Annotated in this window: 14 protein-coding genes; 6 read left to right on the top strand and 8 right to left on the bottom strand. The window is 73.5% G+C overall.

Annotated features, from left to right (window positions below; translation table 11 throughout):
- Positions 1-21: 21 nt before the first annotated feature.
- Positions 22-669 carry an MOSC domain-containing protein gene (locus OG823_RS07780; protein WP_371478641.1) on the bottom strand — a complete coding sequence of 216 codons (648 nt, stop codon included), beginning with the start codon at positions 667-669 and terminating at the stop codon, positions 22-24.
- Between the two features lie 55 nt (positions 670-724).
- Complete coding sequence (locus OG823_RS07785; protein WP_371478642.1) at positions 725-1,609, bottom strand: alpha/beta fold hydrolase; 885 nt, start codon at positions 1,607-1,609, stop codon at positions 725-727.
- A gap of 93 nt (positions 1,610-1,702) precedes the next feature.
- Between OG823_RS07785 and OG823_RS07790 the strand changes: the two genes are divergently transcribed.
- A complete protein-coding gene (locus OG823_RS07790) occupies positions 1,703-2,140 on the top strand; it encodes a MarR family winged helix-turn-helix transcriptional regulator (protein ID WP_371478644.1) in 438 nt (145 codons plus the stop codon).
- A 22-nt stretch (positions 2,141-2,162) separates the two neighbouring features.
- Here OG823_RS07790 and OG823_RS07795 read toward each other — a convergent pair whose 3' ends face one another.
- On the bottom strand, positions 2,163-4,442 hold the full coding sequence (locus OG823_RS07795) for a glycoside hydrolase N-terminal domain-containing protein (protein ID WP_371478646.1): 2,280 nt from the start codon (positions 4,440-4,442) through the stop codon (positions 2,163-2,165).
- Positions 4,443-4,661: 219 nt separating this feature from the next.
- Here OG823_RS07795 and OG823_RS07800 point away from each other — a divergent pair, with 219 nt between their 5' ends.
- Positions 4,662-7,451 carry a cellulose binding domain-containing protein gene (locus tag OG823_RS07800; RefSeq protein WP_371478647.1) on the top strand — a complete coding sequence of 930 codons (2,790 nt, stop codon included), beginning with the start codon at positions 4,662-4,664 and terminating at the stop codon, positions 7,449-7,451.
- Positions 7,452-7,540: 89 nt separating this feature from the next.
- Here the strand turns inward: OG823_RS07800 and OG823_RS07805 are convergent, their stop codons facing one another.
- The 4 genes from OG823_RS07805 to OG823_RS07820 all read right to left on the bottom strand — a co-directional run bounded on the left by OG823_RS07805 (position 7,541) and on the right by OG823_RS07820 (position 9,105).
- On the bottom strand, positions 7,541-7,900 hold the full coding sequence (locus OG823_RS07805; RefSeq protein ID WP_371478648.1) for an ArsR/SmtB family transcription factor: 360 nt from the start codon (positions 7,898-7,900) through the stop codon (positions 7,541-7,543).
- Complete coding sequence (locus tag OG823_RS07810; protein ID WP_371478650.1) at positions 7,897-8,343, bottom strand: SRPBCC domain-containing protein; 447 nt, start codon at positions 8,341-8,343, stop codon at positions 7,897-7,899. The genes OG823_RS07805 and OG823_RS07810 overlap by 4 nt, the downstream gene beginning before the upstream one ends.
- A gap of 159 nt (positions 8,344-8,502) precedes the next feature.
- Positions 8,503-8,715, bottom strand: coding sequence for a DUF397 domain-containing protein (locus OG823_RS07815; RefSeq protein ID WP_371478651.1), 213 nt, complete (start codon positions 8,713-8,715; stop codon positions 8,503-8,505).
- Between the two features lie 24 nt (positions 8,716-8,739).
- Positions 8,740-9,105 (bottom strand): DUF5753 domain-containing protein, encoded by a 366-nt coding sequence (locus OG823_RS07820; protein ID WP_371484350.1) that lies wholly within the window; start codon positions 9,103-9,105, stop codon positions 8,740-8,742.
- Between the two features lie 4 nt (positions 9,106-9,109).
- On the opposite strand from OG823_RS07820, the gene OG823_RS07825 reads away from it, so the two are divergent.
- Genes OG823_RS07825 through OG823_RS07835 form a run of 3 tightly spaced genes read left to right on the top strand, consistent with a single transcriptional unit; the run spans position 9,110 to position 9,920 of the window.
- Positions 9,110-9,394, top strand: coding sequence for an ATP-binding protein (locus tag OG823_RS07825; RefSeq protein WP_371478652.1), 285 nt, complete (start codon positions 9,110-9,112; stop codon positions 9,392-9,394).
- Positions 9,391-9,606, top strand: coding sequence for a hypothetical protein (locus OG823_RS07830; protein ID WP_371478653.1), 216 nt, complete (start codon positions 9,391-9,393; stop codon positions 9,604-9,606). Before OG823_RS07825 ends, OG823_RS07830 begins: the two co-directional genes overlap by 4 nt.
- Positions 9,603-9,920 carry a hypothetical protein gene (locus tag OG823_RS07835; RefSeq protein WP_371478654.1) on the top strand — a complete coding sequence of 106 codons (318 nt, stop codon included), beginning with the start codon at positions 9,603-9,605 and terminating at the stop codon, positions 9,918-9,920. Before OG823_RS07830 ends, OG823_RS07835 begins: the two co-directional genes overlap by 4 nt.
- Before the next feature lie 135 nt (positions 9,921-10,055).
- On the opposite strand, the gene xylA is transcribed toward OG823_RS07835, so the two are convergent.
- Positions 10,056-11,234, bottom strand: a complete 1,179-nt coding sequence (gene xylA / locus OG823_RS07840) for a xylose isomerase (protein WP_371478655.1) — start codon at positions 11,232-11,234, stop codon at positions 10,056-10,058.
- A gap of 237 nt (positions 11,235-11,471) precedes the next feature.
- Here xylA and xylB point away from each other — a divergent pair, with 237 nt between their 5' ends.
- The gene (gene xylB / locus OG823_RS07845) at positions 11,472-12,896 is read left to right on the top strand and encodes a xylulokinase (protein WP_371478657.1); all 1,425 of its coding nucleotides are present in this window, start codon (positions 11,472-11,474) and stop codon (positions 12,894-12,896) included.
- The last annotated feature ends 4 nt before the right edge of the window (positions 12,897-12,900 follow it).

The following is a 12,900-nucleotide window of genomic DNA, read 5'->3' on the forward strand; positions in this document are numbered from 1 at the left end:
ACGCTGCCGGCCGGGGCTTCGTCATGCCGTCCGCCGCGCGATCAGGGCACGGTCCTCGGCCGGCAGCGCGTCGGCGACCGACAACCTGGGCAGCAGGTCCGGTTCGAGCGTCAGCGCCCGGAAGACCAGTGCGACCGAGACGTCGTGCGCGGGCCGCTGCACCACCGACACCGGGTCACCGGCCCGGATCTCCCCGGGTTCGACCACCCGCAGGTAGGCGCCGGGCCGGGCGTCCCGCGTGAACCGCCGGATCCAGCCGTCCCGCTCCAGCCAACCCTGGAAGGTGCCGCACGGGATCCGGGGACAGGACACCTCCAGGACGACGTCCGCGCCGATCCGCCAACGCTCGCCGATCAGCGCGCCGTTGACGTCCAGGCCGGCCGTCGTGAGGTTCTCACCGAACACGCCGTTGGGCAGCTCGCGGCCCAACTCCGGCTCCCAGTAGTCGAGATCCTCCCGGGCGTAGGCGTAGAGCGCCTGGTCGGGGCCGCCGTGGTGCTTGACGTCGTAGACGCGGTCACCGGCCAGGCCGACCGCGCCCGTCCCCTTGGGCCCGGGCGCCGAGACGGCTACCGGGCCGTCCACCGGGCGTTTGTCGATTCCGGTCGCCGCGAGGCCCTTCCAGGGGTTGGGCAGGGGCCTGCCGACGTTCACCGAGAGCAGCTGCATGCCGTCGACGCTACGACGGCACGCGGCGCCGGGCGACCGCTTTTCCGGCGCCCGGTCAGCGGGCGGCGCCGCCTGCCCCGAATCCGAGCACCAGGTCGAGCAGGCGGCCCGGCTGCTCGATCTGGGGCAGGTGGCCGCACTCGGCGACCGGTTCGAAGCGGCCGTCGGCGAAGGCCTCCGCGAAGGCCCGCCCGTACGCCGGACCGGCCACGCCGTCGCTGAGCCCCCAGACCACCAGGGCGGGAACGGCGACCCTGGCCAGGCGGCGCCGCAGCTTGGGATCCCGCATCCCCCGGTCGCGGCCGTAGACCGCCAGCGCCCGGAAGTTGGCCGCGATCGCGGCCCGCTGCTCCGGGCCGAGGGTGGTGGGGTCGACGGCGTGGGCGCCGGGGTCGTGGAAACTGAGCGCCGACAGCTCGGCGGGCGTCAGAGCGAAGACGTCGGCCACGCTCTCGCCGGGTACCTGGATGCCGATCGCGTTGACGAGGACCACTCCGCCGATCCGGCCGGTGTCGCGCACCGCCATCTCCGAGGCGATCCAGCCGCCCATGGAGGAGCCGATGACCAGGACGTCGTGCAGATCGAGGCGCTCCAGCAGTTCGAGGTAGGTCAGCGCGAGGTCGTCGACGCTGTCGAACCAGTCGGGCCGGGCCGTACCCCCGAAGCCGGGATGGGTCGGGGTGATGACGTCCGCGTACCGCGCGAGGGTCCCGGCGAAGGCCGCGACCGTGCGCGGGCCGCCGCCACCGTGCAGGAGGAGTACGGGGCGTCCGCTGCCGCGCCGCTCGAACGTCACGCTCAGCCCGTCGGCGAAGCTCGCCACGTCGGTGCCCGGACCGGCGGGCGGTGCGCCCGGCCCGGACCGGGCCGTGGCCGGTCGGATCGCGCCGGTGGTGCTGGTGGTGCTGGTGGTGCTGGTACTGGCACTGGTGCCGGACATGGGAGAACCGTTCCGTCGTCGGGTGACCGTCGCCGACAACCTATACAAGGATGTTTATATAAACAAGCGTGGATAGTGGCTATGATGATCCCCATGTCCGTCGACCTCGAACAACTCGGCCTGGCCGTCAAGCGCCTCCAGCACCGGCACCACCGGGCGCTGGAGACCCGCCTCGCGCAGATCGGCTCCACACTCGCGCAGTGGGACGCCCTGCGGGCGATCGAGCGGCAGCCGGACTCCTCCACCCACCGGCTCGCCCAGCTGACCTTCCAGAGTGACCAGTCCTTCGGCGCGCTGGCCAACCGCATGCTGTCGCGGGGGCTGATCGAGCGCCTGACCGGCCCGGGGCGCGCCGTACGCCACCGCCTGACCCCGGACGGCGAGGAGATGCTGCGCGCCGGCTACGTCGTGGTCGGCGAACTGCTCGACCAGGCCTTCGCGCCGCTCGGCCCGGCCGAACGGGACACCCTGCACGCGCTGTTGCTGCGCCTGCTGGACGGTCCGGACCTGCTGGCCGCCGACCGGCCGTGACGCCGCCGGCGGCCCGCCCGGCTCAGCCGAAGAGCACCTCCCGCGACTCCCCCGCCACCAGGTCGACGCTCCGCCCTTCACCCCGGCAGTGCACCTCGACGCGCTGGTCGACGGCGGAGCGCAGCAGCGCCCGGACGGTGCCCGGCCCGAGGTCCCAGACCAGCTCCTCGACGGTGATCCGGCCCTGGCAGGTGACCCCGCGCACGGCGCCCCGGCCGAGTTCGGCGGGGAGCGCGGGCAGCAGGTCGATCCGGCCGGGGCGGGCGTCGACCAGCAGTTCCAGGATCAGCCCGGGCAGCGTGATCGCGGCGTCCGCGTTGTAGATCTCCAGCGCCGGGTTGTGCGAGCTCATCAGCGAGCGGTGCAGCATGTCGGCGTCGAGGATCTTCAGCAGGTTGGCACGGACCAGATCCGGGTCGCGCAGCCGGGCCGCGGCCAGGGCGCGGTGCAGGCTGCCGTGCGCGGAGAGGTTCTCGTCCCCCCGGTCGGCCAGGGCCCGGTGGGCGGCCTCGGCCAGCTCGGGCGTGGCGTCGCGGGTGATCTCGTGCAGCGGCCAGACCGGGTAGAGGTGGCTGACGTGGCGGTGGTCGAGGTTGCCGTCCAGGCCGGGCCAGGCCCACTCGGTCAACCGGCCGGCCTCGTTGACCAGGTACGGCGGGAGGCGGAGCAGCAGGGCCCGCCACCGCGCGACCGCCTCGGGCTCGATGCCGAGGTGCTCGCAGACCTCGATCGCGCTCTCCAGGGCGTGCCGTCCGGCGGCGACGTCCATCACGGCGTTCACCGTGGCGGAGCCGGCCACGCCCTCGGGGGCGATCTCCGGCGAGTAGGAGGGCACGAAGACCACGTGCCCCCGGTCGTCCGTACGGGTCAGGAAGTCCTCGAAGAACTCGGCGGCGCCGATCAGCCAGCCGGCCAGCTCCTCGCGGAGGAAGACGTCGTCGCCGGTGGTGCGCCAGTACTCGTGCAGCGGCTGCAGCAGCCAGTCCGCGCCGGCCAGCCAGGCGGGCCAGGGCCAGTCGTCGTCCAGGTGGAAGAGGTGCCCGTGCTCGCCGTCGGTGCGCCCGGGCGCGAGCAGGCCACTGATCCCGTACAGGGCCCGGGCGTTGGCGCGCCAGTCGTCGATCTGCCCGCGCAGCAGGGCGGCGTGGGCGTGGACGGCCTCCGGCAGGGCGGCCAGGTTGGCGCCGGCGAGCTGCAGGTTGAGGTTCGCGTCGGTGGTGAAGTCGCCGCACCAGGCGGCGCCCCAGGCGGCGATCCAGAGGCCGGTCAGGCGGGGCGGCAGCACGCCGCTGGCACTGAGCAGCAGATAGCGGCCGCTGTGGAAGAGGCGCTCCAGGAGGGCCGGGTCCAAGGCCCCGTCCTCCTTGGCCTGACGTTCGAGCAGATCGGCGGCGAGCGCGGGCGCGGGCGCCCCGGTGAGATCCAGGCTCGCGCGGCGGTAGGCGGGGGTGTGCAGGGCGGTGTGGGCGCCGAGCAGCCGCTCGTAGTCGGCGGGCAGCCGGGCGAGGGCCCCCCGGATCGCCGCGGTGCCCCAGCCGGGGCGCTCGTGGCGGTCGAGCGCGGTCAGCAGCAGGACCTTCCGGGCTCCGCGCACGACCAGCACGTCCCCCTCGGCGTCCACCCGGGCGCCGGGCGCGTGCACCAGGGTGACGGCCTCGAAGCCGTACGCGCCCTGCCCCTGGGGGTACGTGGCGCGGGCGTTCAGCAGGCCGAGGCCGGGCGCCAACTCGGTGGCGGCGCAGCGGTGCAGGACGTCCTCGGGGCAGTCGGGCAGCTCGCCGGTCAGGCGTAGCCGAAGGTCGGCGCTCGGCCCGGTGAACTCCTGCACGACGACCGCGTCGGCCCGCGACACGAAGGACCGGCGCAACCAGTCACCGGCGTCGTCGCTCCAGCGCACGGTGATCTCGCCGGTGTCGAAGTCGGTGGCGCGCAGGTAGCCGCGGACCGGGCCGTGTTCGGCGGTGGCCGCCTCCAGCGCGTGGCCCGGGTGGAAGGACTGGGTCCAGCGGAGCTCCTCACCCTTCGCCCAGATCCGCTGCGCCTCGGGGGCGCGGCCGGCGAGGATGAGATCCCTGATCTCCTCCAGCCGGTCGGCGGTCTCGGCGGCCCGCAGGCCCCGGGTGCCGTTGGGCAGGACGTACCGGTGGTGGTTGAGGACGGTCCGCTCGCGGTGCGGCCCGCCGTGCACCATGATCCCGGACTCGCCGTTGCCGGCGAGGAAGGCGTCCTCCCAGCGGTCGGCGGGCGCGGTGTCGTGGATGGCGTGGGCGCTGTGAACGGCCTTGGTGTCCAGGGGATTCAAGGGTGGTGCTCCTTCTGCGGCTCTCCCGGCGAGGTTCGCGGCATCCTAGTTTGTTGCCCGCCCGTTCGAATAGGTGTCGAAGCGTATCGAAGACTGCTTCCGCCCTTGACGGGCTCCGTCGGCAGGTCAACCATGGGAGCGCTCCCACCTCCCCGATCCCATCGGCCCCACCCGACCGGCCCCCACCCGCCGGCCTGCCCCCGAGGAGTTCGCGACCCCATGTTCACCACCCGGTCCAGAGCCGCTCTCACCGCCACGGCGGTCAGTTGCGGCCTGGCACTCACCTCGCTGGTCGGCCTGGGCGGCTCGGCCGCGGCCACCACCGACGCGGCGACCGCCGACACCTACAGCTGGAGCAACGCCAGGATCGACGGCGGCGGCTTCGTCCCGGACATCATCTTCAACCAGACCGAGAAGAACCTGGTCTACGCCCGCACCGACATCGGCGGCGCCTACCGCCAGGATCCCACCACCAAGAAGTGGATCCCGCTGCTCGACTCGGTCGGCTGGGACGACTGGAACCTCGACGGCGTCGCAAGCCTCGCCACCGACCCGGTGCAGACCAACCGCGTGTACGTCGCCGCGGGCATGTACACCAACAGCTGGGACCCGAACAACGGCGCGATCCTGCGCTCCACCGACAAGGGCGCGACCTGGGCCCGCACCGCGCTGCCGTTCAAGGTCGGCGGCAACATGCCGGGCCGCGGCATGGGCGAGCGACTGGCCGTCGACCCCAACAACGACAAGGTGCTCTACTTCGGCGCGCCCAGCGGCAACGGCCTCTGGCGCAGCACCGACTACGGCGTCACCTGGGCACAGGTCAGCGCGTTCCCCAACGTCGGCCACTACGCGCCCGACCCGACCGACACCAACGGCTACCTGAGCGCCGAGCAGGGCGTCCTCTGGGTGACCTTCGACAAGAGCTCGGCGGCCGCGGGCGCGACCACGCAGACCATCTACGTGGGCGTCGCCGACAAGGACAACAGCATCTACAAGTCGGCCGACGGCGGCACGACCTGGACCCGCGTCGCCGGGCAGCCCACCGGCTTCCTGCCGCACAAGGGCGTGCTCGACTCCGTCAACGGCTACCTCTACATCGCCACCAGCGACACCGGCGGCCCGTACGACGGCGGCAAGGGCGACATCTGGCGCTACGCCACCGCCACCGGCGTCTGGACGCGGATCAGCCCGCTGCCCTCCACCGACTCCGGCGCGTACTTCGGCTACAGCGGCCTGACGATCGACCGCCAGCACCCCAACGTCCTGATGGCGACCGGCTACAGCTCCTGGTGGCCGGACACCCAGATCTACCGCAGCACCGACTTCGGCGCGACGTGGAAGCCGATCTGGGAGTACAGCTCCTACCCGACCCGGGTCGACCACTACACGATGGACGTCTCCAGCTCCCCCTGGCTAACCTGGGGCGCGAACCCCAGCCCGCCGGAGGAGACCCCCAAGCTCGGCTGGATGACCGAGGGGCTGGAGATCGACCCGTTCAACTCCGACCGGATGATGTACGGCACCGGCGCCACGCTGTACGGCACCGACAACCTCACCTCCTGGGACGCCGGCAGCAAGATCACCATCAAGCCCGTCGTCCAGGGCCTGGAGGAGACCGCCGTCAACGACCTGATCAGCCCGCCGACCGGCGCCAACCTGCTCAGCGCCCTCGGAGACATCGGCGGGTTCCGGCACACCTCGCTGACCACCACCCCGGCGATGATGTACACCTCGCCGAACTTCACCACCAGCACCAGCCTCGACTACGCCGAGTCGAACGGGAACATGGTGGTGCGCACCGGCAACCTGGCCAGCGGCAGCACCGACAAGCGAATCGCGTTCTCCAACGACAACGGCGCCGACTGGTACCAGGCGAACAGCGAGCCCGCCGGCACCACCGGCGGCGGCACCGTGGCCCTGGCCTCGGACGGCAGCCGGGTGCTCTGGGCCCCGGACGGCGGCGCGGTGTCCTCGTCCACCTTCGGCGGCAACTCCTGGACGGCGTCCACCGGCGTCCCGGCCGGGGCGCGGGTCGCCTCCGACCGGATCAACCCGAAGAAGTTCTACGCCTTCTCCGCCGGGAAGTTCTACACCTCCACCGACGGCGGCCTGACCTTCACGGCCAGTGCCGCGACCGGCCTGCCGGCCACCGGCAACGTCCGCTTCAAGGCGCTGACCACCACCGAGGGCGACGTCTGGCTCGCCGGTGGCGCCGCCACCGCCGGTGCGGCGTACGGCCTGTGGCACTCCACCGACTCCGGTGCGACCTTCACCCGGGTCGCGGCGGCCGACCAGGCCGACAGCATCGGCTTCGGCAAGCCGGCCCCGGGCCGGACGTACCCGGCGATCTACACCAGCGCCAAGATCGGCGGCGTGCGCGGCATCTTCCGCTCGGACGACGCCGGCGCCAGCTGGGTCCGGATCAACAACAACGCCCAGCAGTGGGGTTGGACCGGCGCGACCATCACCGGTGACCCCCGGGTCTACGGCCGGGTGTACATCGGCACCAACGGGCGCGGCATCATCGTCGGCGACACCAGCGCCACGCCGCCGAGCCCCTCGGCCAGCCCGTCCGCCAGCGCCAGTGCGACGCCGTCGCCGACCGCCTCGCCCAGCGCGACGGCCAGCCCGACCGCGAGCCCGACCGCGACGACCAGCCCGACGGCCACCACCAGCCCGACGTCGTCGGGTGGTTGCGAGATCACCTACGCGGTCTCCAGCCAGTGGGGCGGCGGCTTCGGCGCCAACGTGACGGTGAAGAACACCGGCACCGCCGCGATCAACGGCTGGACCCTCAAGTGGTCCTACGCCAACGGCCAGCAGATCACCTCGCTGTGGAACGGCACCTACACCCAGTCGGGTGCCAACGTCACGGTGAGCAGCCTGGGTTACAACGGCACGCTGGCGGCCGGCGCCGGCACGTCCTTCGGCTTCAACGGCAGCTGGACGGGCTCCAACACCAACCCGACGGCGGCCACCCTGAACGGCGCGGCCTGCACCGTCAAGTAACCGGCGGCACGTGAAGCACGAAGACGTCCGGCCCGGGTGCGGAACCTCGCACTCGGGCCGGACGTACGCCGCCGGGAACCGGACGCCGCCTACTCCCCGCGCGCCGCGCGCTCCGCCGCCTCGGCGACGCGCTTGATGCCGGCCAGCCGGCGGTCCCAGTCGCCCGCGAGCGCGGCCATCCACCGCGCCGTCGCGTCCAACGCCGCCGGCCGCACCTCGTACCGCACCTCACGGCCGACCCGGCCGCCGCGGACCAGCCCGGCGGCGTCCAGGATGGCGAGGTGCTTGACCACCGCCTGCCGGGAGACCGGCAGTTGCTCCGCCAGCGCGGTCGCCGTGAGCTCGCCCCGCGCCGCGAGCAGGTCGAGCAGCAGGCGGCGGGTCGGATCGGCCAGCGCGGCGAGCACGCCCTCGACCGCGTCGCCGGAGCCGCGCCGCTCCTCGGTCACACGGACGACTGTTCGGCGCGCGCCCGGACCGCGTCGAACACCTGGGGCCAGCCGGCGGTGTTGCTCTCCACCGCCCGGCGGCGCACCTCCTCGGACGCGGCCAGTGCCGCGAACCCGCTCTCGACGACCCGCAGCCGCGTCTTGTCGCCCTCCGCGACCAGCGTGAACTCCACGAGCGTGCTGTTGTCCTCGCGCAGCTCCTCCCCCGGGAACGCGCTGGCCCAGCGGTACGCCAGGTAGGTCGGCGGCTCGACCTTCTCCACCCGCACCGGGAACTCGCCGAACTTGGGGTTCGTGACCACCACCGACTCGCCCTCCTTCGCCACCGTGCCGGGCCGTGCCGCGTTCTCGGCCGCCCAGAAGCCGGGTTCGGCCACCAGCGACCAGACCCGCTCCACGGATGCCTCGATCAGGGTCTCGCACTCGATCCGTCGCTCACTCATCGGAATACTCCTTCGCCGTGCCAACGTGTGCAACTCCAGAGTTGCACGTCGGCCCGGAGACATGCAACCCGACGGTTGCACATGGGGCGGCCCGTGCCGATGGTCGCACCCCCACCGACCCGGCCCGGCCGCCGGCAGGCGCCCGACCGGGCGACGGCCTCAGTGGCCCGCCGCGAACTCGCCCGCCTTGACCCCGGCGACGAACGCGGCCCACGCGGCGCCCGGGAACACCAGGGCGGGGCCGTCGGGGTTCTTGGAGTCCCGGACGGGCATGAGGCCCGGAAAACCGCTGGCCACCTCGACGCAGTCGCCGCCCTGACCACTGAAACTGCTCCTTCGCCACACGGCGCCGCCAAGATCCGGTGCAAACATGCCTTACCCCTCCGCTGCCTAGCGCTACATCTCCTGCCGTACCCGAGCGATCATGTCGAGACTGTCCGCCGGACTCAAGGCGATTGAGCGGAGCGAGTCGAAGATCAAGGTGTACCCGTTCGTCTCGTCCGGCGTCTCCATGTAGAGCGTCCCCGTTCGATGTTCGACACAGACGACATCCGAGAACGCGGAGGTCGGAAAGCTGAACAGTACGAACGACCCCATGAGCCCGGCATGCGCACCGGCCCTGTCCGGCAGGATCTGCAGATCGATGTGCGGTTGCTCAGCCATCTCGGAGAGCCGGACGAGCTGCTGGCTCATGACCGCGGCACCACCGACCTGGATACGAAGGGCCGACTCTCCCTCAATCACACAGAGACGAGGCGGCACGTCCGTGCTGACCGAGCTGGTCAACAACGCCGTGCAGCACGCCCGTACCCCGCAGGGGCGTCTGGTGATGATCCGGTTCGAACTCCGGCCCGGGCGACTGCGCGTCGAGGTCCACGACGCCGGGGACACCCTGCCGACCGCACGGACGGCGCAGCCGGACGACGAGGACGGCCGGGGACTGTGGCTGGTCGAGCGGCTCTCCGCCGGGTGGGGCTGCCGCCCGCGTGAGGACGGGATCGGAAAGCTCGTCTGGGCCGCGCTCGCTCCCGAGGCCGGTGACGGCCGGTGACGGGCCGTCGGCCGGCGGCGCCACGGCTGCGGCTGGTCGCGGTGACCGGCCGGTGCGCGTACTGCCGGGGCTTCGTCAGCCGATCCACCGCGCGGGCCTTCCCGGGCAAGGGCGGCAGGGTCGTGGCGGTCCACGTGTGGCACGAGGTGCGGCCGGGCGAGGGTGCGGCGGCTGCCGACGCCGGGCTCGACCCGGCGGGAGCCCTCCGGTGACCGGCCCGGAGCGGGCCGGTCCACGCGCCTACGACGAGGGGCCGGTGGTGGTCGAGATCGAGGACGTCTGCGGCCCCGCTACCTTCCACCGGCTACCGGACGCACTGACAGCGCTCGGGCGGTCCCTGCGTCTGCTGCCGCTGGGTGCGCTGCAGGCCGACGCGTTCACGTACGTTCTCACGCACCCCGACGTGGAGCGGCTCGTCGCGGAGTCGATCCGGCGCGACGGCCGCCTGGCCCTGTCCTTCCGGCTGGACGGACGCCTGCACTCGGTGTGGATCAGTCCCGCCGGCGCGCCCCCGCCCCCGCGCTGACCGGGACGGCCAGGACTGCTCGGCCACGCCGCGCCGGCGGTCCGGCCGCCACGACGCGACCGGGCGGACGCACGGCGGCGGTCCGGCCCGGGCGCGGTGGTGCGCGCCCGGGCCGGACCGCCGCCGGCCGGCAGGTCAGCGGGCGCCGAGCAGGTGCTCCATGGCGAGCTGGTCGAGCTGCTCGAAGGCCATCCCGCGCTCGGCGGCCGCGTCCACGTCGAAGTCCTCGAACGCGGTGCGGTCGGCCAGCAGCGCGGCCGCGCTCTCGCCCTCGGCCAGGGTGGGCCGGGCCAGCTCGTCCAGCCGGGACGCCTTCAGGGCGCGCTGCACCTCGGGGTCGGCGCGGAACGCGGCGGCGCGCTCCTTGAGCATCAGGTAGTTGCTCATGCAGCCGGCCGCGGAGGCCCAGACACCGTCGAAGTCCTCGGTGCGCGGCGGCTTGAAGTCGAAGTGGCGCGGGCCGCTGTAGCCGGCCGTCTCCAGCAGGTCGACCAGCCAGAAGGCCTGGCGCAGGTCTCCGGCGCCGAAGCGCAGGTCCTGGTCGTACTTGATACCGGACTGGCCGTTGAGGTCGATGTGGAAGAGCTTGCCCGCCCACAGTGCCTGGGCGATGCCGTGGGCGAAGTTCAGGCCGGCCATCTGCTCGTGGCCGGTCTCCGGGTTCACGCCGACCAGCTCCGGGTGCTCCAGGCGCTCGATGAACGCCAGGGCGTGGCCGATGGTGGGGAGCAGGATGTCGCCACGGGGCTCGTTGGGCTTGGGCTCGATCGCGAAGCGCAGGTCGTAGCCCTGCTCCAGGACGTAGGAGCCGAGGAGGTCGAACGCCTCCTTCATCCGGTCCAGCGCGCAGCGGATGTCCTTGGCCGCGCCGGACTCCGCACCCTCGCGGCCGCCCCAGGCGACGTAGACCTCGGCGCCGAGCTCGGCCGCGAGGTCGATGTTGCGCAGCGTCTTGCGCAGCGCGTAACGGCGCACGTCGCGGTCGTTGGCGGTGAACGCGCCGTCCTTGAAGACCGGGTGCGTGAAGAGGTTGGTGGTGGCCATCGGCACCTTGAGGCCGTTCGCGTCCAGCGCGGCGCGGAAGCGCTTGATGTGCCCCTCGCGCTCGGCGTCGGTCGAGCCGAAGGGGATCAGGTCGTCGTCGTGGAAGGTCACGCCGTAGGCGCCGAGCCCGGCGAGCCGCTCCACGGTGGTGACCGGGTCGAGGGCCGGACGGGTGGCGTCGCCGAACGGGTCGCGGCCCTGCCAGCCCACGGTCCAGAGGCCGAAGGTGAACTTGTCGTCGGGGGTGGGGGTGAGGCTGTTCTCGGTCACGGCGGGCTCCTGGCGGCTCGGGCGGACGGGCGAATCGGGTGGGCGAGTTGCCCTCCGCCCTATTTGCAATGGCAGAAAACAAACTAGTATGCGGAAGCGGTTTCGCAAAGCCCCCCGTCCGACTCCGTCCGTACTCCACCCGTACGCCGGCCGCCGAGGTGGCACGGGCCGACCCGCGGGCACGGGCCCCGCGGCGAGCCGCACACCTGCCGCAGCAAGGGAAGGACCAGAGCACTCATGGCACAGACAGCACGCGTGGTGATCGGCGTGGACAGCTCCACCCAGGCCACCAAGGCCCTCGCCGTCGACATCGACAGCGGCGCCGTCCTCGGCGAGGGCCGCGCCCCGCACACCGTCACCGGCACCGGCGGCGCGCGGGAGAGCGACCCCGAGCAGTGGTGGGCGGCCCTGGGCACCGCGCTGGCCGGCACCGGGCACGCCGGCTCCGCCGAGGCGGTGTCGGTCGGCGGCCAGCAGCACGGCCTGGTCACCCTCGACCCCGCCGGCCGCCCGGTGCGCCCGGCCATGCTCTGGAACGACGTCCGCGCCGCCCCCCAGGCCCGGGCCCTGGTCGAGCGGCTCGGCGCCGAGGAGTGGGCCCGCCGGGTGGGCAGCGTCCCGACCGCCGCCTTCACCATCGCCAAGTGGGCCTGGCTGGCGGCCACCGAGCCCGAGGCCGCCGGCGCCACCGCCGCCGTACGGCTGCCGCACGACTACCTCACCGGCCGGCTCACCGGCGGCGCGACCACCGACCGGGGGGACGCCTCCGGCACCGGCTGGTGGAGCGGGGACGGCTACGACCGGGAGATCCTGGCCTCGGTCGGGCTCGACACGGCGAAGCTGCCGACCGTCCTGGCGGCCGGGCAGCGCGCGGGCACGGCGCTCCCCGGCGGGCCGCTGCGCGCGGGCACCCCCGTGGCGGCCGGCACCGGCGACAACATGGCGGCGGCCCTCGGGCTCGGCCTCGCCCCGGGCCGCCCCGTCCTGAGCCTCGGCACCTCGGGCACGGTCTACGCCGTCACCGAGGGCCGGCCCGCCGACCCCACCGGCACCGTGGCCGGCTTCGCGGACGCGCTCGGGGGCTGGCTGCCGCTGGCCTGCACGCTCAACTGCACCCAGGCCGTGGACCGGGTCGCCGCCCTGCTCGGCCGCGACCGCGCCGACGTCGAACCCGGCGGGAGCGTCGTCATGCTGCCCTTCCTGGACGGCGAGCGCACGCCCAACCTGCCCGACGCCTCGGGCCTGCTGCACGGACTGCGCCACGACACCACCCCCGGACAGATCCTGCAGGCCGCCTACGACGGCGCCGCCTACGCGCTGCTGGCCGCGCTGGACGACGTCCTGAAGGCCGGCGGCCAGGCGGCCGACCCGGACGTCCCGCTCCTGCTGATCGGCGGCGGGGCGCAGGGCGCGGCCTGGCGCGACACCGTGCGCCGGCTCTCCGGCCGGGCCGTCCAGGTGCCCGCCGCCAAGGAGCTGGTCGCGCTCGGCGCCGCCGCCCAGGCCGCCGCCCTGGTCACCGGCGAGCGCCCGGACGAGGTGGCCCGGCGCTGGCGGACGGCGGACGGCCCGCTGCACGAGCCGGTGCCGAGGGACGACGCGGCGCTGGCCAGGCTCGCGGACACCCTGGCGCGGGCCGAACCGCTGCTCGGGAGCGGGTGAGCGC

This window comes from Kitasatospora sp. NBC_00315 (assembly GCF_041435095.1).
Taxonomy (GTDB): Bacteria; Actinomycetota; Actinomycetes; order Streptomycetales; family Streptomycetaceae; genus Kitasatospora.

Bases quoted from the DNA above. Each gene is read 5' to 3' on its own strand.
- OG823_RS07790 (WP_371478644.1), top strand. From the start codon at position 1,703: ATGTCCGTCGACCTCGAACAACTCGGCCTGGCCGTCAAGCGCCTCCAG.
- xylB (WP_371478657.1), top strand. From the start codon at position 11,472: ATGGCACAGACAGCACGCGTGGTGATCGGCGTGGACAGCTCCACCCAG.
- OG823_RS07780 (WP_371478641.1), bottom strand. From the start codon at position 669: ATGCAGCTGCTCTCGGTGAACGTCGGCAGGCCCCTGCCCAACCCCTGG.
- OG823_RS07800 (WP_371478647.1), top strand. From the start codon at position 4,662: ATGTTCACCACCCGGTCCAGAGCCGCTCTCACCGCCACGGCGGTCAGT.
- OG823_RS07815 (WP_371478651.1), bottom strand. From the start codon at position 8,715: ATGTTTGCACCGGATCTTGGCGGCGCCGTGTGGCGAAGGAGCAGTTTC.
- OG823_RS07810 (WP_371478650.1), bottom strand. From the start codon at position 8,343: ATGAGTGAGCGACGGATCGAGTGCGAGACCCTGATCGAGGCATCCGTG.
- OG823_RS07785 (WP_371478642.1), bottom strand. From the start codon at position 1,609: ATGTCCGGCACCAGTGCCAGTACCAGCACCACCAGCACCACCAGCACC.